23 protein-coding genes and 1 tRNA gene are annotated in these 24,318 nt (G+C 42.8%); 11 read left to right on the top strand and 13 right to left on the bottom strand.

Annotation, left to right across the window (positions count from 1 at the left end):
* Window positions 1-16: 16 nt before the first annotated feature.
* Window positions 17-1,510: a tRNA (N6-isopentenyl adenosine(37)-C2)-methylthiotransferase MiaB gene (gene miaB / locus JMY00_RS03805; protein WP_201579184.1), complete on the top strand. Its 1,494-nt coding sequence runs from the start codon at window positions 17-19 to the stop codon at window positions 1,508-1,510.
* A gap of 133 nt (window positions 1,511-1,643) precedes the next feature.
* On the opposite strand, the gene JMY00_RS03800 is transcribed toward miaB, so the two are convergent.
* From JMY00_RS03800 to JMY00_RS03785, 4 genes are all read right to left on the bottom strand, one after another.
* On the bottom strand, window positions 1,644-3,476 hold the full coding sequence (locus tag JMY00_RS03800; protein WP_201579183.1) for a DUF3413 domain-containing protein: 1,833 nt from the start codon (window positions 3,474-3,476) through the stop codon (window positions 1,644-1,646).
* Between the two features lie 319 nt (window positions 3,477-3,795).
* On the bottom strand, window positions 3,796-4,560 hold the full coding sequence (locus tag JMY00_RS03795; protein ID WP_201579182.1) for a LysE family translocator: 765 nt from the start codon (window positions 4,558-4,560) through the stop codon (window positions 3,796-3,798).
* A gap of 175 nt (window positions 4,561-4,735) precedes the next feature.
* Window positions 4,736-6,016, bottom strand: a complete 1,281-nt coding sequence (argE, locus tag JMY00_RS03790) for an acetylornithine deacetylase (RefSeq protein ID WP_240990640.1) — start codon at window positions 6,014-6,016, stop codon at window positions 4,736-4,738.
* A 48-nt stretch (window positions 6,017-6,064) separates the two neighbouring features.
* Window positions 6,065-6,718 carry a UPF0149 family protein gene (locus JMY00_RS03785; protein ID WP_057761477.1) on the bottom strand — a complete coding sequence of 218 codons (654 nt, stop codon included), beginning with the start codon at window positions 6,716-6,718 and terminating at the stop codon, window positions 6,065-6,067.
* A gap of 212 nt (window positions 6,719-6,930) precedes the next feature.
* On the opposite strand from JMY00_RS03785, the gene JMY00_RS03780 reads away from it, so the two are divergent.
* Both JMY00_RS03780 and JMY00_RS03775 read left to right on the top strand, forming a co-directional pair.
* Window positions 6,931-7,371, top strand: coding sequence for a hypothetical protein (locus JMY00_RS03780; protein WP_057761479.1), 441 nt, complete (start codon window positions 6,931-6,933; stop codon window positions 7,369-7,371).
* Window positions 7,372-7,479: 108 nt separating this feature from the next.
* Window positions 7,480-7,941, top strand: coding sequence for a cell division protein ZapA (locus JMY00_RS03775; protein WP_201579181.1), 462 nt, complete (start codon window positions 7,480-7,482; stop codon window positions 7,939-7,941).
* Window positions 7,942-8,014: 73 nt separating this feature from the next.
* Here JMY00_RS03775 and JMY00_RS03770 read toward each other — a convergent pair whose 3' ends face one another.
* The 4 genes from JMY00_RS03770 to JMY00_RS03755 form a co-directional block, all read right to left on the bottom strand.
* On the bottom strand, window positions 8,015-8,305 hold the full coding sequence (locus tag JMY00_RS03770) for a hypothetical protein (RefSeq protein WP_227522949.1): 291 nt from the start codon (window positions 8,303-8,305) through the stop codon (window positions 8,015-8,017).
* Between the two features lie 296 nt (window positions 8,306-8,601).
* Entirely contained in the window at window positions 8,602-10,695 is a 2,094-nt protein-coding gene (glyS, locus tag JMY00_RS03765) for a glycine--tRNA ligase subunit beta (protein WP_201579180.1), read from the bottom strand.
* A gap of 9 nt (window positions 10,696-10,704) precedes the next feature.
* Window positions 10,705-11,706: a glycine--tRNA ligase subunit alpha gene (glyQ, locus tag JMY00_RS03760; RefSeq protein WP_201579234.1), complete on the bottom strand. Its 1,002-nt coding sequence runs from the start codon at window positions 11,704-11,706 to the stop codon at window positions 10,705-10,707.
* Between the two features lie 469 nt (window positions 11,707-12,175).
* The gene (locus JMY00_RS03755) at window positions 12,176-12,388 is read right to left on the bottom strand and encodes a PspC domain-containing protein (protein ID WP_057761485.1); all 213 of its coding nucleotides are present in this window, start codon (window positions 12,386-12,388) and stop codon (window positions 12,176-12,178) included.
* 722 nt (window positions 12,389-13,110) lie between these two features.
* Here JMY00_RS03755 and nadR point away from each other — a divergent pair.
* From nadR to JMY00_RS03740, 3 genes are all read left to right on the top strand, one after another.
* The gene (gene nadR, locus JMY00_RS03750; protein ID WP_201579179.1) at window positions 13,111-14,169 is read left to right on the top strand and encodes a multifunctional transcriptional regulator/nicotinamide-nucleotide adenylyltransferase/ribosylnicotinamide kinase NadR; all 1,059 of its coding nucleotides are present in this window, start codon (window positions 13,111-13,113) and stop codon (window positions 14,167-14,169) included.
* Window positions 14,170-14,296: 127 nt separating this feature from the next.
* Entirely contained in the window at window positions 14,297-15,028 is a 732-nt protein-coding gene (gene pnuC / locus JMY00_RS03745; RefSeq protein WP_201579178.1) for a nicotinamide riboside transporter PnuC, read from the top strand.
* A 212-nt stretch (window positions 15,029-15,240) separates the two neighbouring features.
* The gene (locus JMY00_RS03740; protein WP_071003023.1) at window positions 15,241-15,675 is read left to right on the top strand and encodes an Mpo1-like protein; all 435 of its coding nucleotides are present in this window, start codon (window positions 15,241-15,243) and stop codon (window positions 15,673-15,675) included.
* A 176-nt stretch (window positions 15,676-15,851) separates the two neighbouring features.
* Here JMY00_RS03740 and JMY00_RS03735 read toward each other — a convergent pair whose 3' ends face one another.
* The 3 genes from JMY00_RS03735 to JMY00_RS03725 form a co-directional block, all read right to left on the bottom strand.
* Window positions 15,852-16,463 (bottom strand): nitroreductase family protein, encoded by a 612-nt coding sequence (locus tag JMY00_RS03735; RefSeq protein ID WP_201579177.1) that lies wholly within the window; start codon window positions 16,461-16,463, stop codon window positions 15,852-15,854.
* Between the two features lie 207 nt (window positions 16,464-16,670).
* Window positions 16,671-17,624 (bottom strand): pirin family protein, encoded by a 954-nt coding sequence (locus tag JMY00_RS03730; RefSeq protein ID WP_201579176.1) that lies wholly within the window; start codon window positions 17,622-17,624, stop codon window positions 16,671-16,673.
* A gap of 67 nt (window positions 17,625-17,691) precedes the next feature.
* Window positions 17,692-18,405, bottom strand: coding sequence for a pirin family protein (locus JMY00_RS03725; RefSeq protein WP_201579175.1), 714 nt, complete (start codon window positions 18,403-18,405; stop codon window positions 17,692-17,694).
* Window positions 18,406-18,564: 159 nt separating this feature from the next.
* Here JMY00_RS03725 and JMY00_RS03720 point away from each other — a divergent pair, with 159 nt between their 5' ends.
* Window positions 18,565-19,470, top strand: a complete 906-nt coding sequence (locus JMY00_RS03720; RefSeq protein WP_201579174.1) for a LysR family transcriptional regulator — start codon at window positions 18,565-18,567, stop codon at window positions 19,468-19,470.
* 34 nt (window positions 19,471-19,504) lie between these two features.
* On the opposite strand, the gene JMY00_RS03715 is transcribed toward JMY00_RS03720, so the two are convergent.
* Both JMY00_RS03715 and JMY00_RS03710 read right to left on the bottom strand, forming a co-directional pair.
* Window positions 19,505-20,911, bottom strand: a complete 1,407-nt coding sequence (locus tag JMY00_RS03715) for a Na+/H+ antiporter NhaC family protein (protein WP_201579173.1) — start codon at window positions 20,909-20,911, stop codon at window positions 19,505-19,507.
* 210 nt (window positions 20,912-21,121) lie between these two features.
* Window positions 21,122-21,196: transfer RNA gene (locus tag JMY00_RS03710), tRNA-Gly, on the bottom strand.
* 530 nt (window positions 21,197-21,726) lie between these two features.
* On the opposite strand from JMY00_RS03710, the gene JMY00_RS03705 reads away from it, so the two are divergent.
* The 4 genes from JMY00_RS03705 (at window position 21,727) to JMY00_RS03690 (ending at window position 24,141) form a co-directional block, all read left to right on the top strand.
* On the top strand, window positions 21,727-22,539 hold the full coding sequence (locus JMY00_RS03705) for a M48 family metallopeptidase (RefSeq protein WP_057761502.1): 813 nt from the start codon (window positions 21,727-21,729) through the stop codon (window positions 22,537-22,539).
* A gap of 285 nt (window positions 22,540-22,824) precedes the next feature.
* Complete coding sequence (locus tag JMY00_RS03700; RefSeq protein WP_201579172.1) at window positions 22,825-23,145, top strand: BolA family protein; 321 nt, start codon at window positions 22,825-22,827, stop codon at window positions 23,143-23,145.
* Between the two features lie 74 nt (window positions 23,146-23,219).
* The gene (locus tag JMY00_RS03695) at window positions 23,220-23,579 is read left to right on the top strand and encodes a SirB2 family protein (protein ID WP_101205742.1); all 360 of its coding nucleotides are present in this window, start codon (window positions 23,220-23,222) and stop codon (window positions 23,577-23,579) included.
* 166 nt (window positions 23,580-23,745) lie between these two features.
* Entirely contained in the window at window positions 23,746-24,141 is a 396-nt protein-coding gene (locus JMY00_RS03690; protein WP_057761508.1) for a hypothetical protein, read from the top strand.
* Window positions 24,142-24,318 lie beyond the last annotated feature (177 nt).

Raw genomic sequence — 24,318 nt, 5'->3', positions numbered from 1 at the left:
TCATGGACTTATCCTTATGAGTGTTACTGTATTCAATCCCCGCATCGATGACGATGCTGTTGCTGAGACGACTGTCACCGCACGTGCTGTCACTGCACTCAAAGAAGCAAGTTCAGCCCAAGCGCCTTTCGAAAAAGCAGCGACAAAAAAGGTCTTTGTCACGACCCAAGGTTGTCAGATGAATGTCTATGACTCTGGCAAAATGCTAGACGTGCTCGGCGATTCGCATGGTATGGAAGTCACTCATGATATCGATGAGGCCGATGTACTACTGATGAATACCTGCTCTATCCGCGAAAAAGCGCAAGAAAAAGTCTTTTCGGAATTGGGCCGCTGGCGCAAACTAAAGGAAAAACGTCCTGACCTCGTCATTGGCGTCGGTGGCTGTGTAGCCTCCCAAGAAGGCGATAACATTCAAAAACGCGCGCCTTATGTTGACATGGTATTTGGCCCGCAAACCTTGCATCGCCTGCCAGAACTATATGACCAATCAAATGAGCAACGTGAAATCGCGCCTAAGAATCGTATCGGTACGATTGATGTGTCGTTCCCTAGCATCGAAAAGTTTGACTTTTTGCCAGAGCCAAGAGTAGAAGGCTACAAAGCCTTTGTCTCTATTATGGAAGGTTGCTCAAAGTATTGCTCATTTTGCGTTGTTCCTTATACGCGTGGTGAAGAATTATCGCGTCCACTTGATGACGTATTGGCTGAGATTGACAGCCTTGCCGCTCAAGGTATCCGTGAAATCAATCTGTTGGGTCAAAACGTAAACGGCTATCGCGGCGAAAAAGACGATGGCAGTATTTGCCGTTTCGCTGAGCTGTTGCACTATGTCTCGCATGTCGATGGTGTCGAACGTATTCGCTATACGACCAGCCATCCGCTAGAGTTCACTGATGACATCATCGATGCGTATGCACAATTACCAGAGCTGGTTTCGCACTTGCATCTACCGGTTCAGAGTGGCTCGAATGCTATCTTGGCAGCGATGAAGCGCAACCATACGATTGATGTTTATATCAATCAGATCAATAAGCTTAAAGCCATTCGTCCTGATATTCACTTATCGAGCGACTTTATCATTGGCTTCCCAGGTGAGACCGAACAAGACTTCCAAGATACATTGAACTTGGCAAAAGAGTTGAACTTCGATCACTCTTATAGCTTTATCTACTCTAAGCGTCCAGGCACGCCAGCGGCAGAGTTGCCAGATGATGTGAGTTTCAAAACTAAAAAAGAGCGCTTGGCAGAATTCCAAAAAGTCATCATTGACTCAACGCTAGCGAAAACGCATGAGATGGTCGGCACCACGACTCGCGTCTTGGTTGAACAAGTCGCCAATCGTCATCCCGATTGCTTAATTGGTACGGCAGATAATACCCGTACCGTTATGTTCCCTCATGATGTTGAGAAAATGGATGAGATGTTGGGTAAACTCGTGAGCGTACGTATTACTGATTTCGTCAGTCCGCACATGGTGAAAGGTGAGCTTGAGGATGTGCTGGCATAGATTGATTACATTTCAGTCGTAGGGTGCTTTCAAAGCACCACATACTCAATAATTTAAATTAAAAAAGCCATTTACTATTAAATAGTAAACGGCTTTTTTTAATTTAGATACCCTAAAAGTTTACTGTTATAGCCTATTTACTAAAGCGACTGATTTGCTCCAGTGCTTGCTGTAATAGCTCATAATCTGGCTGATCTTTTAATGGTTTGTACTTTTTATCGACATATGAGAACTGCCCCACAGAGCCAACTTCCATAATATCTTTATGGGTCACTACCGCATATTTACTATAGCTAGAAACCAGTAACCAATCACGATCAATAGGCTTACCTAATAAATTTACTCCCATAGAATAATCTTGTACTGGATTTTTGACCCCAAGATAATTTTGCATTAGTGTTGGCACAACATCTTGATGACTGGTAAAGCGATTATTCCAACCGTTGGTATTTTTAGGCACACCTTTACCGATGATAGCAAAGGGAACGTGTACTTGAGGGTTGGAAAAATTGCCATTATGTCCCCAATAGTTTTGTTTGTTGTCGTTCAGCTCCTCACCATGATCGCCGGTAATCACCACAATGGTATTTTCCATCTCTCCTGACGCACTCAGTGCATTCAATACTTGCTTAGCCAAGCTATCAATGAAGTGCACGCTGGTCTTATAACGATTCATCAATGGCATGGGGTCGGTATTATTGTTTAGCTTTAAATAATTGACTTCAGATAACATCGGCTCATAGCGATGATCATAATCTTCAGGGAATGCATATCCGTGCGGCGCATCATAAAATAAGAATGAGAAGGAAGGCTTTGAGTCATCCTTTTGTTCAAACCAGTCTAACCATTCTTCAGTGATATTTTGATCACGTGCAACCGCAGTGTCTCCTGTGGACTCTTTTCGTAAATCAGGAACTTTCAAAAACACCGTTTGGTCAAACTCAGGACTGGTCAGGCGTGCAGAGGCAAAAATACCCAACTGATAATCTAACTCTTGCATGCGATCAATAAAAACAGGGCTAGTCTTATTGTCTATCGCACTGTGCCAATACGTCGATGGAATGCCGTAAAAAAAGCCAAAAACCCCTGCTCGTGTTGCATTCCCCGTTGATAGATGCTCTTGATATATCGTGCCATTTTGAGCAAAGTTCCAAAGATTTGGGGTGTTTTCTGCATTAAAAGTCTCCTCTCGCCAAGAGTCTATGACCAAAAATACAATATTTGGTGGGTTTTCGACCGTTTCGGTTTGCAAAGGCTGCAATGGAAAATGAAAATCCCCTTGTTTTTGCATGGTCATTAACTTTTGCTTTTCTAAGGCCTCCTCATCAATCCAGCCATATTTACTCATTAGACTGTTAGAAGTTGTCGGATGAAATAATGGCAGATAGCGCTTAAGCTGCGTGACGGATTGATAAGCGTGCGCGGCCGCCCAGATATGAATCAGATGACTGAACAATAAAGCGATTACTGCGGTCACGCTAAAAACACGCCCTGTTCTTGCTGGCAGCTTAATTTTCTTGGTTTCAAGACTAGCTAAAACTCCCACCTCTATCGCAAATACCAATGCCACAGCACCGATGACCATAAGCCAAGTCGCTATGGAAAAGCTCACAATCTGTCCTGAAAGAACCAAATCTAGCATGGCAATATTGATATGAAAGCGATAATTGGCAAAGACGATCGTATCAATGAATAGAAAAATCAATATTAACGATGCTAATGTCGCAATAATTGTTCGGCGTATCAAGCGATTGGGTAAAAAGAAAAAGGGCAGCAACACCAGGCTGACAAGAGTCGTTAGCGCCACCATATGTGAGAATGTCGACAACACTAAAAATGCTAGCCCTAGCTTATCACTCGGTACTTCAGGTAAAAACTTTAAATACCGTAGAGCGATAAAAACAGTGAAAACAGAGTTAATTAGGACAAAATATCCAAAAGTCGTTAATTTTTCTTTAAAAGTCATATTAAGTCGCAATAAAATTGAAGTGACGAAGGCCTTTTGAACCCTCTAAAATGACTGGCACAATCATTAGTGGTATGGGCATCAGTGGTAACGGATCGGTTAATTTTTAAAGGTATAGTGAGTTCAATATAAAAATAGTACAGCGGGACTGGCTTATATTTGTTGTAGCCTCTGTCTACGTAGGCACAGCACGCCAGACAAACATATACCAGTCTTGCGTTAAAATATAATGTATCTGTTTTATTTAGAATTGACTATACTTGGTAAGATTTCAGAAAAATAGTAGATTATAAAGCTTTTAGATGAATTGAACAATTGTTTAAATTAACTTTGAGATAAACATGCTTTTATAATACCCCCCCCCGATAACCTCAACCAACAAAGCCGCGGCAATTAAGATAAATATCACCCCGCAAGCGCGATTAAGCCAAGCCAGACGATCACCAACATCAAGCCAGCCAGCCAATTGCTTTCCGCCAAGCGTATAGATGATCTGCCAAATGGTTTCGCTTAAAAACAAGCCAAAAGTCAGCATTATATACTGCGGCCAAAGGGGCGCCGTAAAATTGATAAACTTGGGGAAAAAAGCAGCGAAGAATAATATAGCTTTTGGGTTAGACAGTGACACCCAAACGCCGGTACGAAATAAGGTCATATTGTTTGGTGACAACTTAACTGCTGCACTCGATAGTGAGCGCGGCTGCGGTGTTTTCTCATCAGTCATAAATGGCAGAGTAGTCGGATAATCGGTCGCGACCTCCTCGCCCATTTCTTTGGCATCACTCATCAAGCTGCCCTCACCAGCATCGCGCCATGACTGAATACCCAGATAAATGAGATATAGCGCACCTACTGTTTTGATTACTTCTAAAGCCCAAGGCGATTGACGACTGATAACGTCTAGCCCTAGCAAGGTTGACAGCAATAGGATGAATAAACCAAGGCTTAATCCTGCCAGCGTCCATAGCGTACGCTTTACCCCATAGTTCATCCCATACTGAAACGCCAGCAGCATATTAGGACCAGGGGTCGCCGAGATAAAAAACGTACTTGCGAAAAACACTGCAAACAGATGCCAAGACATCAACCCACCCCTACTTTGTCATGTGTAAATGGTTCTAATACGAAAGGCTATACGACTTAAATACGCGACTAAAAAATAAACACCGCCATTAAGACGGTGTCATTTATACCTATATATCAAAAATTCTCGCAGAAATCATTAAAGAAACGACATGCCTTCTTCTGAATAATTACGATTACATGGACGGCTGAGTCGTACAGCTATCTAATAGCTTCTTTAAAAACACATCACAGCGTTCAATTTCACTAAGCTCCACATACTCATCCGCTTTGTGCGCCTGCTCAATACTACCAGGGCCACAGATAATCGTTGGGATACCTGCATTGGTAAACTGACCGCCTTCAGTCGCGTAAGCCACTTTATGACGCTCATCATCTCCTGTCAGCGCAGCGATTAACAATTGTAACTCGGCACTATCATTATCAATCATGGCGGGAACGCTTTCTTCTTGCATGAGCTCAATACCAGTCTCTGGCGCGCGTGCTTGCATTTGGGCATTTAGCTCAGCGACTTTGGCTCGAATGGGCGCTAGTATATCGTCTTGCGTCATGTGCGGCAGGTTACGATAGTCAAAAGTAAACTCGCATAGGTTGGGTACGATATTGGTCGCTGTACCACCATGGATGGTACCTACTGACAATGTCGAATATGGCACCGTAAATAACGCATCGTTATCATCACGAGCGCTCAACTCTTCAGCAAGCGTATCTACATAGCCAACCAATCTGCTGGCATAGCTAATAGCATTGACACCTTGTGCAATCAATGACGAATGCGCCGACTTGCCATGTACACGGCAACGATAAACCGCGATGCCTTTATGTGCAACTACCATAGCCATGTTAGTGGGCTCACCAACGATACAGTAATCAGGCGTGATGCCGCGTGCTTTTAGGTCTGCCAAAATCAATGGCGCACCCAAACAACCAACCTCTTCATCGAACGACAATGCCAAATGCAACGGACGACGTAGCTGACCGCTGTTCGATAACTGCACGGCTTGCGGCAATACCGTAAGCGCACAAGCGATAAAGCCCTTCATATCACACGCACCGCGACCATATAGCTTATCACCCCGTATCGTCGCGGTAAATGGCTCTGAAGACCACGCTTGTCCATCGACAGGTACAACGTCGGTATGGCCTGATAAGACCAGACCGTTATTAGTAATATCAGCGTTCTCGCCAGCCGGTACAGTCACAAACAAATTGGCTTTGGTTTTAGCCTCGTTAAAAGTCAAATCTACCGTCAAACCTAACTGTTCACAGTACGACTTTACATCATTAATCAAAGCCAAATTAGAATGACGACTAACCGTGTCAAAGGCGATGAGACGTGTTAGCCAATCGAGACTTTGAGTAGGATGCTCGATACTTTTCAGTTGGACATCGCTGCTACTGCTAACGTTATCGCTATTACTGACGTTGTCGCTATTACTACTGTTATTTTGGATCATAAAATATCCTTACTACAATTTTCAGAACTATGATGTGTCAGAGCTGCCTTATGATGGATTGTTATGATTCATCACATCAACCACTGGCGGCATTGGTTTTGGTAACTTACCTTCTGCCTGTAGCTCTTTGGTTGTTTTGGCATCGATAGACAAACCAGCGATGAGCGCGATATCTTTGACAGCCTTACGCTTACGCGTAGCAAAGCTTACGGGTACCATACGAGCAAATTCATAGATATAAAGATAAGACTCTTCGCCACCTTCAAAATCTTCATCATCTTCGAGACGAATTGCGCCAATCTTAGCCAAATCAGATAGCATCTCGTTTTCTTCACTGGTCAAACCACAATCAGTAATACCAAAACCGGTCATAAAACCGTTTGCCCACTGTTTCAACGCCATCACGCGCTCGTATAAATCATGTTCATCATCTGGGATGAGCGGCATATACGCGTAGGCATCATCTTTGTCTTTTAGCTGAAAAACGATGTCTTCCGCTTCTTCTGTCAGCAAGGTCAATGCAGGCTCCGGTAATGGAGCAAAGCTAAGCTCCTCAAACACCTTAGCCCAAGTTGCTTCATCAGGTGCATTACAAGCCGTCATAAGCCCTGTCATCATGCCATGCACTTCGCTGATAGACACGTCAGTCCAATCATCAAACGCGGTCAGCCAAGTATTCCAGCCAGAGATATTATCATTCATAATAGATGTCCTAGTAATTGATTACTGCTTATAAAATAAAAATAGTCGCGATAAAATGTCATGAACAAATCATCGATAAATAAAAGTGAAAAGACAAAGCCTGATGCTTGTAATTACTTTGTTGATATAGATATTATGCGGTCACCTATGGCATTATTAAATGCAGCGAACAAAATTCATTCACGCTTACTTGTTAAGGATAAAAACTGACTATGTATGATCAACTTAGAATATTAGAAAAAATGGTACTCGACATCAAAAAACAGTATCAGCTTGTCAGTGCTGAACTTAGCAGCTTAAAACAACACCCTGTTACTGATTCAAAAGAATTTGCCGCTCTAAAAACTAAACTGGATAACAGTCATAACGAACGTGACGGTGCCAAAAAACAACTGAACGATCTCGACAAGCGCTATCAGAGTCTTGCAGAAGCGCACCATATGATCGGTGAAGAACAAGACAAACTGCAAAAACAGATCAGCCAATTACAACAACAAAACAGCGAGCTGCAACAACACAATAATGAGCTAAAGCAGCAGTATAGCGATATCAAACAACAAAACAGTGAGCTGCAAAAGAAGAACCAATTGGCAGCCGAGCGTACGCAAGTCGTATTACAACGCCTAACTCGTATCGATCAAGCAGAAGGCTAACGCATTCTTGTAGCAGATAGCAAAGACGTACTGTTTATTCAACTGCCCAATGCTATTTGTAAAATCTGATATCACTCATTTCACTGACCAGACATTGTAGGATTTATCATGACCGATGACCAAAGCAAATCGATAGAAAAACAACCAAAAAATACTCAAGCGCCAAGTGCACCAGTAACAAGTGCGACAGTACCAGCGCAAAAAACGACACCAGCAGCATCAAATATATCAAGCGCCATGGCACAATCTAATACCAAAACACCTAAAGCGCCAGAACCACAAATCAAAAAAGTTGATATCGCGATTGCTGGGGTTACTTATCCAATCTTTTGTCCAGTACATGAGCAAGAAGAGCTACTGTCAGCGGTTTCGTATATCAACAACTACGCGCTCGATCTAAAAAGAGATGCGCCAAGCCTCAGCCAAGAAAGCATACTGGTACTGTGCTGCTTGAACCTATATGAAAAAATCCATGCCAATCAAAGAAGTGATGAAGATCGCTTGCAGAAAGACAAACAGTCTGAGGCATTGCTCAATAAAATTATGAAGGATGCTCATTCTATTCTGTAGATGCATCGTATTGTATTAAACATATAAGCGCCTAGTTAATAAAGTTAGGCGCTTTTTTTGGTCAATCATTTATTTATGCATAAGGCGTGTAGGTCTTGCCTGCATGAAAGTCTGCCTGATGTTCATAATTGCAAAAGAACAATTCTTGGTTCGCTTCAACATTGCCATCGGTAACTGTGCTTGGTTTGGTTTCGAGTACGCCGCGATATTCAGCCAAGCTGTTGCCACAGAAATTACACTGACGCGGAGTGGTCACATCCCCTTCTTTTGGCATCATGCTTTTAGGTGCACGCGGGTACATAAACTTATAAAAAGCCCACATTGAAGCCCAAATAATAAGGATGACGATAATAACAGCAAACACGGCAGTGCTCCTTCGATTACGGGTAAACGTGAGAAATAATGAAATCTACTAAATAAATTATTTAATACGTTTTGATAGCATAAATTTTACCGTCAATAATAGCGATAATACAATGCTTTTACCGTTTAATTGCTGATTGCACTAATTGACTGGTTATATCTAACGGATAACTGTATGAGTAAACCAGTCAACTGCATAACAAAAAACCTGGCCATGATAAGCCAGGTTTTTTATCAGAAGTAATAGTCAATTTAAAACAACAATCAGGTTAAAGTAACTATCAGGTTTTAGCAGGGTTACAGCTGTAGCTCACTGATATCAGCTACCGTCAAGAACAAGGCACGAACCTGCTTTAGCAATGCCAAGCGATTGTTTTTAAGCGCAGCATCTTCACTGTTGACCATTACTTGATCAAAGAACTGTGTCAACGGCTCATCTAAGCTAGCCAGCGTTTGCAATACTTGCGTATAGTCCGCTTGCTCAAGCAATGGTTGTACCACTGTCTGTGCTTGCTTCACATTCGCATATAAATTTTGCTCAGCAGATTCAGACAGTAGCGCTTCATCGACTGTATCAGCCACGCTCACTTCTGACTTGGCCAATATATTAGCGACACGCTTGTTTGAGTCAGCCAACATCGACGCTTGTGACAGCTCGCTAAATGCTTGCACTGCACGGATACGCTGATCAAAATCAAGCGGCATATGCGGGTTAATCGCTTGCACTGCTTGAATCGTATCGACGCTAACGCCTTGCTCCGTATACATCGCACGGTAGCGCGAGTTTAGGAATGCCATGACTTGGGTAAAAGTATCACCCATTTTGGCAATCTTGCTACCTTCAGCATCACTATAGCCTTTAATCGCTTGCTCAACGAGCGCTACCAGATTAATCGGCAACTGCTTTTCAATCAAAATACGCAAGATACCAATAGCAGAACGACGTAAGCTAAACGGATCCTTTGAACCCGTCGGTGCTTGATCAATCGCAAAAATCCCAACCAATGTATCCAAACGATCAGCCAATGCTAAGCAAATGCCAATTGGTGTTTGTGGTAGCACATCGCCACTGAATTTCGGCAGATACTGCTCTTCTAAACTGGCAGCAACCGCTTCAGGCTCATCATTTAGACGCGCATAATACGTACCTGCGATACCTTGCAATTCAGGGTATTCGCCGACAAGCGAGCTGGCTAAATCTGCTTTAGATAAAATGCCCGCACGTACGGTTTCATCAACATTGATATCGTGGCCTTGCTGCTGCATCAACGTGGCAATGAACGCTGCCAGCTTGGCAATACGCTCAGACTTCTCCCAAATCGTACCCAGTTTGTCTTGGAACACGCGATTTTTCAGGCTTTCTGTGAGCGCAAACAACGGCTGCTTTTGATCTTGTAAAAAGAAAAACTCTGCATCAGCCAAACGTGGACGCACAACTTTTTCATTACCTTCAATGATTTGGTTCGGGTCTTTTGACTCAATATTGGTAATAAAGATAAAGTAAGGCTGTAGCTTGCCAGCCTTATCGGTTAAGCAAAAATACTTTTGATCCGCTTGCATAGTTGAGATAAGTGCTTCTTGCGGTACTTGTAAAAAACGTGCTTCAAAGCTTGCGCGTAGCGCAATTGGGAAATCGACCAATGCGGTGACTTCGTCCAACAAATCCTGCGGTACGATGGCATCAGAATTGACTTCATCCGCCAATGCTTTGACTTGGTTTTTGATCAGCATTTGACGCTTATCAAAATCTGCCACTACTTTTAGACCACTTAGTAACTCTTCATAATCATTAGCATGAGCAATATTGTGATAATCAGAGCTGTGGAAGCGATGACCACGCGTTTGCGTACCAGTCTGATGACCTTGGATAGTGGCATCGATGACAGTATCATCCTGCATCAATACTGCCCACTGTACTGGACGTACAAACTCGTTGCGGCTAGCGCCTGAGCGCATACGCTTAGCAATCGGCAGATTATCTAGCGCGGTCTGGAAAATAGCAGGCAGTAGCTCAGTGGTCGCTTGACCACGGATAGTCTGCTCAAAACCGACATAGTCACCTTTATCGGTATTAATCGTCGTAAGCTCGCTAGCTTCAATACCCAAACCTTTGGCAAAACCCATGGCCGCACGTGTTGGATTGCCCTCTGCATCGAACGCCGCTTTAATCGCTGGTCCGCGTTTTTGCTCAGTACGATCAGGCTGCTTATCGCTAATACCTTGAATCTGAATTGCCAAACGGCGCGGAGCAGCAAAGGCTTTGATACTATCAAAGGTAATATCTGCTGCCGTCAATTGCTCAGTGACACTGGTTTGTAGTGCATCACGTAATGGTTTTAGGCTTTTTGGAGGTAGCTCTTCACACCCCAGTTCAAATAGAATAGTACTCATGGGATGCTCCTATTTATCGTTAGTAGATTGATTAGTGTCAGTAGTTTTTTTTGCTGAGTTGTCTACTGCTAAGCTGTCTGCTGCCACGTCTTCTTTTGGCAAATACTTATCAAGTGCGGCTTGGCGATGTTCTTCATCAGCCAATGGGAAGCCCAATTTGGCACGAGCTTCGACATAACCAAAAGCAACCTTACGAGCAAGTGTACGCACACGTAGGATAAAACGCTGACGCTCAGTCACTGAAATAGCGCCGCGTGCATCAAGCAAGTTAAAGGCATGAGATGCTTTTAATACCATCTCATAAGCTGGTAACGGCAATCCTGCATCGACCAATTTGTCGGCTTGTTGCTCATAAAAGTCAAACATCTCACCCATCATTGGCACATCAGCGTGCTCAAAGTTGTAGGTAGACTGCTCGACTTCGTTTTGATGAAAGACATCGCCATATGTGACACGGCCAAACTCACCATCTGCCCAGACCAAATCATAAACGCTATCGACGCCCTGTACATACATAGCCAAGCGCTCAAGTCCATAAGTGATTTCGCCAGTGACTGGGAAACATTCAATACCGCCGACCTGCTGGAAGTACGTGAACTGCGTGACTTCCATACCGTTTAGCCAAATCTCCCAACCAAGTCCCCACGCACCAAGCGTTGGCGATTCCCAGTTGTCTTCTACAAAGCGCACATCATGCACCAATGGATCAATACCAATGGCTCGTAGTGAGTCCAAATACAGCTCTTGGATGTTCGGTGGGTTTGGCTTTAGTACAACCTGGAACTGATAATAATGCTGCAAACGGTTCGGGTTATCACCATAGCGCCCGTCAGTAGGACGACGTGATGGCTGTACATAGGCCGCATTCCAGCGCTCAGGACCTAACGAGCGCAAAAACGTCGCGGTATGAAAAGTACCTGCACCGACTTCCATGTCGTAGGGCTGCAATACAACGCAGCCTTTATCGGCCCAATAATTTTGCAAAGTTAAGATTAAATCTTGAAAAGTCATCGGTTGAGAGTCTTTATCTTGGGTCATCGGGGTTATCGGGGTTATCGCTTGGGATGTCATAGTTTCAGTTTTCATAGTAAAGCCACTGTGAAATGAGTATTATTAAATAAATCTCTGATAGCGCTCGCGCGACCTATTCGGCAACGACTCTATCTGCCTGCTCACCTTACTAAAAATTGACTATTTTATCCATATTTACATCAACTAAATTTGCATAGTGAGCACAAAATCTCGGTTGTATAGCGTATTTTTAGGCAAATCATCATAGAAGTCGCACTAATACAATAAATAAAAAAATACCCAAATGCGCTAGCATTCGGGCAGGAGGAAAATTGTATCTTGGGCATCCTGATTGATCAGGCTTTTTATTTTTTAGAGGTCTACTGTTTTTAGCAACTACGTCTAACTTAAACTTGACTCTTTAACTGGTTCAGAAAACCTAATTTTAAAAATAACTATCAAGCTTTTGTTATTGATAAGACTGACTATTGGCTTTTGGCATAATTATCCATAGGATGATATAAATCAAAATGCCTGGTACTGCTGCGCTTAACGATGAGATGATTACGAATAATACTCTCACCCATGTTGGCGACCAACCAGCATATTCTGCAATGCCGCCCATCACACCTGCTATCATGCGATTGTTTGGTGAGCGATGTAATTTTGCTAACTTAGCCAAATCAAATACCTCTCTATTTTCTATTCTTGTTTATTTTTTTATTCTATTTTTCTGATTGTCTTACGTATTCAGCTAAAACATTATCTTGCTTTGCTAACTTACGAATCAGTATATCAATAATTCAGGATTTATCTGTTGAAGGTATAGCAGTACTTTGTGAGTTTATGCTACTCAAGCTTACCCTAATCTGTCATAGCACCATGCAAGTCCCTGATTTTAAATATTTATTTCAAAATGTTTCAAAATCATCTTTGTTGCTATAACCTTGCAATCTAGCCTCACATATCTCGTTATTTTTAATTTAATCAAAGAGATAAGCTCGCTTTATAACGCCAAAATCGAGTCAAAATTTTGATAGTCCGGATAAATTTTTAGCTAACCAACTTTGCTCTGTTAGAAAATCCTCAATTAAAAAACGTGCGATTCCGTGTACATGCGATATACCGTATTTTTACAATAACCCACCTGCAAATCCTCCAAAAGCTTTATACCATGCTAATAAGCAACTTAAGTTTTCAGACGTTCTATGATGAAAGTTATAACACTGCTCAACTATTAGATAAAAATACCTTTACGAAGAATACTAGAAGTAAAGAACGTGGTTGGTATTACTGTTCTTAATAAATGTCTACTTTGGATCATTTAACTTAGACAGTATTAGCCGTATTCTTTGGAATAGACATGGAACACTGAGATTAAAATAAAAAATAATAAGGATAACTATGTACGACACTGGATTGATGATTGGACATTTTGAGCCCCTGCACTTAGGGCAGATGCGCAGCATATTGGATGCAGCAGGACAAGCCAAAACCTTACATATCGTTATTATGGCGCATCCATCGCCGCATCCAGATTTTGCTATTACCTTGCAAGACAAAGCACGTTGGCTACAGATGGCCTGTGCCGACTTGCCATTTATTCATATTCATACTACTCATGAGATAGAGCTACCGCTGCACGAACATCTGTATAGCACTAGCGATGATGTCAGTATCGATGTCGCTGCCAGTAATGCCAAATTGCAACGCTTAATGGACGCATTATCACTATCAGTAGAGACTGTATTGTTTATAGCGGAAAACCATCCGCTTACTCGCAATGACATACAAGAGCAGTTGCTTTTGCCAGTCGTTACTACGCCGCTACAGCCTGATTTTGACTCTTATGCGATTGCGCGTGATCCAGTCGCCCACTGGTCAGCACTTCATCCGCAAGCGCGCATCGACTATACCAAGACTGTCGCTATCGTCGGCGGTGAAAGCTCAGGTAAGACAACGCTAGTCCATAAGCTTGCCAATTATTATGGTGCCAGCTTTGCCTTAGAGATGGGGCGTCTGTATGTTGGTACAGATTTGGGTGGTAGCGAGGTTGGATTACAGTACAGTGATTATGGCCCTATTTGTCTCGACCATGCTGAGGCAATCCGAGAAGCTAAAGCCAATGCAACGGCCCCTATTACCATCGTTGATACTGACTTTGTCACTACGCAAGCATTTTGTGAAGAGTATGAGGGTCGTACACATCCTTTTGTGGCTGCTTGTATTGATGAGTTTCGTTTAGACCACACCATCATGCTAGACAATAATACGCCATGGGTTGACGATGGTATGCGATCTTTGGGTACGCCTGAAGCGCGTGGACGCTTTGAGCAGCGTTTGATAGATATTTTTGCGCGTCACGATATTGCACCGCATATGATTGATCAGCCCGACTATGACGCTCGCTATCAGCAAGCATTGTTATTGATTGATCAATATATCTATGGCAAAAAATCATAAACTGTACTGAGCATATTTATAATAATTTATTCAATTAGCACATGTTATTTAACTAGCACACTTTATTTAACTAATACATGACAGTTAGCACTATATTGATATCAGTATTTACTTTAGGGGAAAAGCGATGCGTATTCAGCTATTGGACAACATCACCGGAAAATGGGCGATGCAATGGATTATCATTTGGTTTATTTGCGGTGTTATTGCCTTATCCGCAGGTTTTTGGCTTACGACAGACCATACCACGCTTGATTGGTTTTATTTAGCGGTCTCGTTCATTGGTTTGGTTTGCGTGGTCTCGCTATCATTCCGCAAAAACGTCATGGGCAATGGCTTTGGCATGGGGGCAACGGCTGGCGAAGTCATCGTACAGGCAACGTCTGGCGCAGTTGGTTTGATGCTTGCTCCACTATTTAACTTTTTTACCCATGTTTATGGTATTTTTTATTGGTCGAAGCACACCGATCCTGATGGCGACATGATACCCAAATCAGCGAGTAAAGCGGTGTGGTTGATCACTGCCGCATTTATCATCATCGGTCTTGCCCTTTTCCCAACCGTCAATGATCTACTGGCGAGCTACGGTTATGCCGTCGTAGAGGATGATAATAGCCTGTTTTTGGGATTCATCTCTTTCTTTTGGATCAACGTCATTGCCTTTGTACTTTCTATTACCGCGCAAGCTGCCATGATTCTGCGTTATTCCTTTAACTGGTGGTTATGGATCATCGTCAACTTTGTTTGGCTAATCGTCAATCTCATGTCTGGTAACTATATTTTTGCGATTCAGACTATGGTGTATCAGGTAAACGCCTTTGTCGGTCTCTATGAGTGGCATCGCAGCGAACGAGGTTAATAGCAACATCTGTAGAAAAAAGCGTTTGAGATATTGAGATAAGTCTTACCAATATCGCATTGGCAATACGAGCGAAATTGACTGTGCCGTCTATCAGATAAAATGGCAGACACGCGCAATTAGTGCTACAACTGGTACTAATTGCGCATGTTAATATTTAAATTGATAGCGCATGTCAGCGTCTTATTTCATTTACTAACAAGGAGGTTAGTATGTCTCGTCAACCCAAAATGTCCAAACGCACGCTTGAGCAGTGGCTCAGTGAGTATGCGGTCAGTCACCAAAACCTGATTAATAAGAAAATCCATTGGCTATGTGTGCCGACGATTTTTGTGAGTTTGTTGGGGATGGGAATGTCGCTGTCTGTATGGTTTACTCTCGTACTGAGCGCATTAGTCTTATTATTTTATATACGCTTATCGACGCCGCTATTTTTGGCAATGGGGCTGTTTATTCTGATTTGTCTGTCGGTCATGGCGGCAATGCCATGGGGATTCAAAGCGTGGGCGGCAGTATTTGTCGTTGCTTGGATTGGTCAGTTTATTGGTCATAAAATCGAAGGCAAAAAACCCTCGTTTTTTGAAGATTTACAGTTTTTATTAATCGGTCCAGCATGGGTCGCCAACAGTTTGATGCAACGTAAATAATCATTAAATTGTCGCATCAGTTCTGCAAACATCCAGTGTAGCTGTACTGTCTTTAATATTTATTATTCATAAAAAAACGCCACCCGATGATTGGGTGACGTTTTTTACGTGCTCTGTAGTTTATTTAGCAAACTTCCTAAGCAAGGCCATAGGTTGTCTATTCTCAAACAACAACATTAAGCACCAAATACTTTCATACGCTCATCAAGTGGCTTGAATTCTTTGTCGCCTGCTGGCTGCTCAATCTTACCAAATACCATTTGCGCTTTTAGTTCCCAATCTGCATCGATGTTCCAAGCGCTAGCTACTTTTTGATCGATTACTGGGTTATAGTGCTGCAAGTTCGCACCGACATCAATGCTTGCTAGCGCCGTCCAGATGACGTATTGATGCATTGCGTTGGTCTGAGTTGCCCAAATTGGGAAATTATCAGCATATAAAGGCGCCGCTTCTTGCATGCCTCTCACCACTGCTTTATCTTCAAAGAACAATACCGTACCAGCACCCGCTCTAAAGCCAGCAATTTTGTCTTTAGTAGATTTAAACGCTTCTTCATCACCGACGATTGCACGTAGTACATCTTCAGTCATATCCCATAGTTTGTGATGATCATCGCCGAATAACACAACGACACGCGTTGATTGCGAGTTAAATGATGATGGTGTATGCAAGACAGCATGCTCAACTACTTTTACGACTTCATCGTTAGATACTGGCAACTGGTCGCTTAGTGCATAGATAGAACGGCGCTTTTCTGCTAATTGCTGTAAGTCTTTTAGTTCTGACATGGTACTTCTCCATATTGTTGTAGGAATGATTTGCTCTGGGTTGATAGACCTTGTCGATCTTGTGATCAACAAGTTTTTATGAAATAGTTTGTTTATGTGGGCTATTATCGGAACAATTTACCTGAAACCCCATGTATTTTTTGTAAAAAAACTTAACGATGATGATTACCTTTGAAAAATAGATTAATAAATTTTTCGTGTTGATAATTAGCCTTTGAAGCCTTTGGGTAGTTCTGGTGCCACCAGACGCTGCATATTAGAATCCACTTCACCAAAACGCTCATGACCATTGTTCCAATCAATGACCGATTGCTTGAGCTCCTCTTTGTTGTCAGCGACAAAATTCCACCACAGTAATACTTGGTTGCTTAGAGGCTCCCCACCAATGAACATCAAACGTGTGCCCTTGTTTGCTACCAGCTTTATAGAGGTCTTGTCGATCATGTCATCATGATCAAAGCGCAATAACTGGTCTTTCTTGTATACTTCACCTTCAGACTCTAGCGTACCGACAACCACTAAAATACCGTACTCAAAGCTCGCCTCCAAATTCAGCGTGACGTCTCCATCTTCTAAAAAATGTACATCGATACCAACTATCTTTGAGTACTGCAACGTTGGCGCTTGATGGTGCTCACCAGATGCTGATTTGTAACTGCCCGTGGTCAGAATCAGCTCGACGTTGCCCTCAGTCCATGCTGGCAGCTCTGGGTAATGATGAAAACTGCGTTCAATCTGCTGGTCAGTGGGTAAAGCAATCCACAGCTGTATCATATTGATACTACGTGCAGTGACGCTTGAGTGAGCAACATCTGAGTCAGCACTGTCCAAAAAAACGCTTTGCTCTGTATGGCTAATACCTTGATTCAATCCTGTACCAGCTGTCATGAGGTTGACTTGGTTTTTGGCAATGACTTGCTCGCTACCTAAGCTGTCTTTGTGTAAAATCTCACCATCAATCATCCAGCTAAACGTCTGTAGATTGGTATGCGGATGGCGCCCAACTTGGACACCTAAATCATCTTGAGCAAACTCAGCTGGCCCTGCATGATCCAAAAAGCACCATGCGCCAATCGGTTGTTTGCCTTTATTGGGTAATAACCGTGCGATAGGAACACCACCAACCTCCGTTGATCGTGGCTCTAGAGTTCTAATCGTCATGTGGCACCTCTTGATCTGTATGCGGTTAGTCGAGCGAACGAACGATGCTACGGTGCTCATCCGTGATCTACATAGAAAGCGGCACTTCCATCAGCAATACTTTTGCCGCCTCTTTCACTTCCATAGTGAAGTGCTTAGTATCCCAAACCCTAAGGCCATCTCGAGTAAACAAAATGTTACCGTCTATCACGACTGTTCCTGCAATCACAAAAATATAAACACCATTATTAGGATTGTTTAGTTGGTAGGTCTGCGTCACGCCTTCATCAAACTCTCCCATACTGAACCAAGCATCTTGATGAATCCAAACCCCTGCATCATCTGCATTTGGTGATAGCACCTGATTGAATTCATTGGGCGTCATGATGGTCCCCATGTGCACTTGCTGATAGCGAGGAGCAACACTCATTTTATTTGGCATGACCCAGATCTGTAAAAATCTCACAGCTTCTTCACGACTGCCATTCATTTCACTATGAGTGATGCCTGTGCCCGCTGACATGACTTGGATCTCACCCGTCTCAATCATGCCCTCATTACCGATGCTATCGCCATGCGCAAGTTTGCCAGCTAGAGGAATGCTGATAATTTCCATATCACGGTGTGAGTGCTTGCCAAACCCTTGACCACCAATGACAAAATCATCATTGATGACACGTAAAACACCACAGCCCATACGCTCAGGATTATAGTAATTGGCAAAACTAAAGGTATGACGGCTTTTTAGCCAGCCATGATTGGCATTACCGCGTGAGTCTGCTGCATGATAGATCGTTTTCATTATTTATCCTTAACTGTCCATACGTTTATTATCTATATATTTGTTATTAATTCACGTGATTGAACAATGTATCTATTATAATTGTTGACTATATAGAGATAAACAGACATAAATGCAAATAACTATTCTTTTTATTAGAACAATAATGAGGCATCGATAATGGGACAGTTAGAAGACATGGCGATGTTTGTACGCATTGTTGAGGCAGGTAGTATTACCAAAGCGGCTGAGCAGTTAAATATTGCAAAATCAGCCGTCAGTCGCCGACTCAAAGAATTGGAAGAGCGTTTAGGCAGTCAATTAATCAGCCGTACTACCCGCCAATCTAAATTGACGCAAGCTGGTGAGCAATATTATCAGCAAGTAAACAATATTTTGCGTGCGGTTGACGCTATCAATGAGCATGCTACTGACGCTCCTATGCGTATCGAAGGCACATTGAAGATGACAGCGCCGTTGTCCTTTGGACTCATGCATCTAAACGATGTGATTGATAAATACGCCAATAAACATCCCAATCTGAGATTCGATCTGGATTTTTCTGACCGACGTATCGATTTGATTGAAGAAGGTTATGAGTTGGCCATTCGAATCGGCGAGCTACAAGATTCTAGCTATCAAGCAAAAAAGTTGGCATTGATTCGTTGTGTGATTTGCGCCAGTCCCGATTATTTGGCAAGAATGGGCACGCCTGAGACGCTAGACGATTTAGACAACCATGCGCTTTTGCAATACAGTCTCGGTCAAACCAATAGTATAAACTTGGTGGATACTGAAGGCAGAAGTCATCATCGTACGATAGATGCCAAAATCAAAGCCACCAATGGTGAGTTCTTAGTAGATTTGGCAGTCAAAGGGCATGGGATTACCTTTGTGCCGACTTTTATTGCTTATAAAAAACTGGCGCTTGGCGAGCTGGTACCTGTATTCCAACACTATCAACTGCCAACCCTAACCGCTTATGCTGTTTATCCAAAGAATCGTTTTTTGTCGCAGCGTTGTCGTTACTTGATTGATTTTATTGCAGAGCAATTCGGTGACAATCCGTACTGGGATCAGTATTAATCAACACTCTTATTATCCCTAACGATATCAATTGTTACTGGTTTTGGGGCGCCGTCCCTTCTTTCACTTTACTAATCGTGACCCCCGTAAAGCCAAACAGCAACGTCAATAGCAATGACAAATAACAGAAGAACGCATAAGGTAGATAGTCTAATACCGGCACCCCTAATGCCTGACTGATAAACACCCCGCACACACTCCAAGGTACCAATGGATTAATCACCGTTCCCGCATCCTCAATCGTCCGCGACAGATTCTTCGGATGTAAGTGTAAGCGCTCAAACGTCGACCGGAATGCCGTACCTGATAGTAGAATACTCAAGTACTGCTCACCGATTAGCACGTTAATGCTCAGTGCTGACATCGCTGCCGCGAAGATAGCTCGTCCTGATGTCGTCAATGTATCCTTAATACCAGATAGCAGTGCTGGCAGAATCCCTAATGCCGTTAATAGACCACCTAAGCTTAATGCCAGTATCACAATCGCCTGGGTAAAGAACATACTCTGCACACCGCCGCGTGACAGCATACCACCTACCTCACCCAGCTCTAATGACTCAGCAGGGGCATAGCCTGCAAACAGATAACCACCCAATTGACCAAAGCTTGGTGAACTGTGGATATAAGTAATGATCAATGCCACTGCTATAGTACAGATAATCGTATAAATCGCATTAACCCGAAACAGTGCCAATCCAACCAATATCACAAATGGCAGTACTGAATATCCATGTACCAAACCACTGTCTATCAACTGACCTTGCAATATGGTTACTTGACTCAAATCAGCACTGGTCGTTTGTCCTGAGAACATCCAGAACAAGATCACCGTCAGTATCCACGCAGGTACGGTTGTATACATCATATTGCGAATGTGCTCAAACAGATCAATACCCACGACAGAGGACGCAATCGTACAAGTATCAGATAAGGGCGACATCTTATCACCAAAGAACGCCCCTGACACTACAGCCCCCGCTGCTATCGCCACATTGGCATCAAAGGCATTACTCATACCAATAAAGGCCACGCCCAAAGTAGCGGCAGTCGTCAAACTACTACCCAATGCAATACCGATAATAGAGGTCAAGATAAAGGCAGAGATATAATAATACTCAGGTGATATCAGCTGAAAGCCTACATACATCAGTGTGGGAATCGCTCCTGACATCATTAGAGCCGCAACCATCAGTCCGATAAAGAAGAACAAATAGATAGCACCAATACCACGCATGACACCTGAGGCCATTTGCGCTTGCATGTCATCAAAGCTGAGCCCTTTATACATACCGATAGCCAGTAGCACACAGATAGCCAATATAAGAGACAGTTGAGGCACCCAGCCAAAGCCGATCATGGTGATACTCATGATACCTATGACGATGGCGGATATGATAAAGGCGAGCTTGGCACTGATTAATGTGAGCGGTTTTGGTGGCATTGGATACCCTTATGTTGCTATAGGTTTAGTTTGCTCAGGTATTCGGGGGTGCGCATCTATTCTTCAATATTGATAATCTCTGTCTTGCTGATAGTTAGCTTTAGTTTTTGATTTCTATATTTCCACTATTTGCTGGCTTAGGACAGATTTTACACATAAAAAAAAGCCTCACTGTGAAGTGAGGCTTTTTGCGCTTTTTCAAGCCATATTTGGAGCGGGAAAAGAGATTCGAACTCTCGACCCCAACCTTGGCAAGGTTATGCTCTACCACTGAGCTATTCCCGCTTAGTATCAATCCGTAGCGTTATTAACAACTACTCCGTCTCGATAGGCTGGCTATTTTAGCAAATATTCTGTGGGTGTCAACACCTTTTTTAGAATTTATTTCTAATATTTTTAGCCAAATGCCCTTTTTACAGGAAAAGTCAACATAAGCAATTGATTTAAAAACAGGAATTAATTTTAGCTAAATGAAAAATATTGCACATTAATTATAGAGATTTAAGTCTGAGATCTACTTCCTTTAGCTTTATAGTGGTCATAAGACAATCGATAAAAGAAAAACTCACTATTTTTACTCTAATAAAAACATATCGCACTTACAATCATACGCTTTATTGTTACTTTTCCTATCTTGGTTTTAGGTGGTTAACATTATTATACTTATGTCCAATGACAGTTAAGGTAAACTTTTACTGTTTAAGCAGATGAATGAGCCTTACTAAAAGATCAATAAACACGGCTCTCACATCTGCTGCACTATTTTTCAACTTGTTTGACTTTACGTTTTTTCAACTTATAGAGAGGATATTTTTATGAAGAAGTTATTAACCACGACAGTGATGGCCGCTTCGTTGTCAGCACTGACCTTAACTGGTTGTACCAGCACTACCAATTCTGGCGCAGTTGGTGTTGATCGTCAGCAGTTGCTATTGGTGTCTAGTGAGCAAGTATTGGCACTATCTGCCCAAAGCTATGCCAAAACAATACAAGACGCAAAATCAAAAGGTGTGCTAGATACCAATACCGCTCAGCTAAACCGCCTAAAAAATATTGCGAATCGCTTGGTTGGTCAAGTTGGCGTCTACCGCGCAGATGCAGCCAAATGGCAATGGGAAGTCCACACTATCAAGTCTAACGATTTAAATGCCTTTGTGGTGCCGGGTGGTAAGATCATGTTTTATTCAGGCATCATCGATCGCTTGAACCTTACTGATGATGAGATTGCTGCCATTATGGGTCATGAAATCTCTCATGCATTGCGTGAGCATTCACGCGAGCGTCTATCACGCGAGTATGCAACCCAAACTGGTATCGGTCTGGCTGCTAGTATATTTGGCTTATCACAAGGACAGGCTGAGCTAGCAGGTACTGCTGGTAATTTAGGCTTGAGCCTACCCCACAGTCGCACTCAAGAAAGCGAAGCCGATCAGATCGGTCTTGAGCTGATGGCACGTGCAGGTTATAACCCTCAGGCGGCTGTTACCCTGTGGCAAAAAATGCAAAAAGCAAGCCAAGGTGAGCCACCACAATTCCTCAGCACTCACCCAACAAGCAGTAGCCGTATCGCAGAGTTACAGTCATTGATGCCAAAAGTTACGCCTCTATATCAACAGTCGCGCCGTTAATAAGTAGCTAATTAACTACCTTTACGCTTTAGCAGCGCTTGTTTAGATATCATAGAAGCAAAGTACAGCCAAAGCGTTGTGCTTTGCTTTTTTAGTTATAGCTAGGACACTGCAGGTTTTATAATTGACAAGCATTGTAGTTGATAAGCACTGTAATCGGTAGGGTTTGCAATTAGGCGATTTGGCAATCACACTCTATCCCGCCTACCGTGTCTGTTATAATGCCGATAAATATTATTTGCAGATTGCCCAATACAATTGCGCAAAATACATTGAAGGATTGTTATGAGTACCACACCTACTGCCGACGCACTTCATACCGAATTACAGGCGCTTGCGCCGCAGCATATCGAACTGATCAATGAGTCGATGTCTCATTCAGGTTACTTTGAAGGTAAAGAAAGCCATTTTAAGCTCACTATCGTTAGCGATGCATTTGAAGGCAAAAGACTGGTCGGGCGTCATCAGCTGATATATGGCCTAGTCACGCCTTTGCTTACTTCACAAGGCGGCCAAGTACATGCCCTTGCTATCCATGCCTATACTCCGACAGAATGGCAAGGTCAAAGCCCTGCGAGTCCATTATGTGCTGGTCAAAACAAATAGCCGATTGGATTTGAATCGCAACTATGTATTTTAAATTAGCCTATATACTGCAGTTTTAGAGGGAGCAATATTCAATGAAACACCTACATATGCTGATGGCAGCGCTGACTGTTGTGCTATTTTTATATCAAAGCTACTTAGTACTCAGCGCAGACCGCCGCGCACCACGTGTGGTCAAAATAGCCACGCATATTATCTATGCCCTACTTATCCTGTCAGGGGCAATGATGCTAATGCAATTGATGGGTGCCAACGCTCCTGTCCAGTGGGTGTTTGCCAAAATCATTTTACTTATCGCTGCTATTAGCTCAAGTATCAAAGCGTTTAAGGTTGATGCGACACCTGTACAAAGAAAAACAGGCATTCTTATCGCTGCCGTTGCTTATATCGGGATCGTGATACTTGCCTTTGCTAAGCCAGCAAACTTATTTTAATAAGCGATTTTCTGTTTTAATAAGCAACCGCTTTAGAAAGCTGTCGATATTTTGATGACAAGATGTGAAAATTTTTCATCATCGATGGATTTTCAATATCTTAGTTGCGCTATTTTTGCTATCTTAAATAGATATAAATACAATCACTTAGCCTACTGGAGCCATTATGAAAACGTTTACGACAGCGACACTACTAGCTGGCATTTTTGCGCTCTCAGGCTGTGCCTCTACTGGTAACATCACCCCGCAATATGTACCGCCAAGTACTTATCAAAATTATAATTGTCAAGCACTTAGCCAAGAGTACACTCGCGTCAACCGCTATGTCGAAGCGGCTCGCAACGAGCAATCTACGCTATCGGCATCAGGCGTCGGTGTTGGCGTCTCTGCTGGACGCTGGGGTATCTCGCCGAATATCAGCTTTGGTCTAGGCAAGAGCAACAATACCAAAGCACGTGATGCAAAATTATCGCGTCTCTACGGTGAGCGTGATGCAATTGTCCAATCTGCCCGCATTCAGCGTTGCAGTTTTGCCAATGGCATTAAAATTTATGGTGAATAAGCTTAAGAAAATGCAAGGCTATCTGAACGACTAAGATAGTGTATGACACCATAAAGTAGTACATGAAATAGCAAAAAAGCCAATATGCAGATCGCGTATTGGCTTTTTTACTGCTACGGTTTTTTATAAGAAAACATGAGCTTTTAGATAGATAGCTTGGAGAAAAAGTAATCTAGC

The sequence above is a fragment of the Psychrobacter sp. Pi2-52 genome, assembly GCF_904846705.1.
GTDB lineage: Bacteria > Pseudomonadota > Gammaproteobacteria > Pseudomonadales > Moraxellaceae > Psychrobacter.
This window is presented reverse-complemented; position numbering and strand designations above follow the sequence as displayed.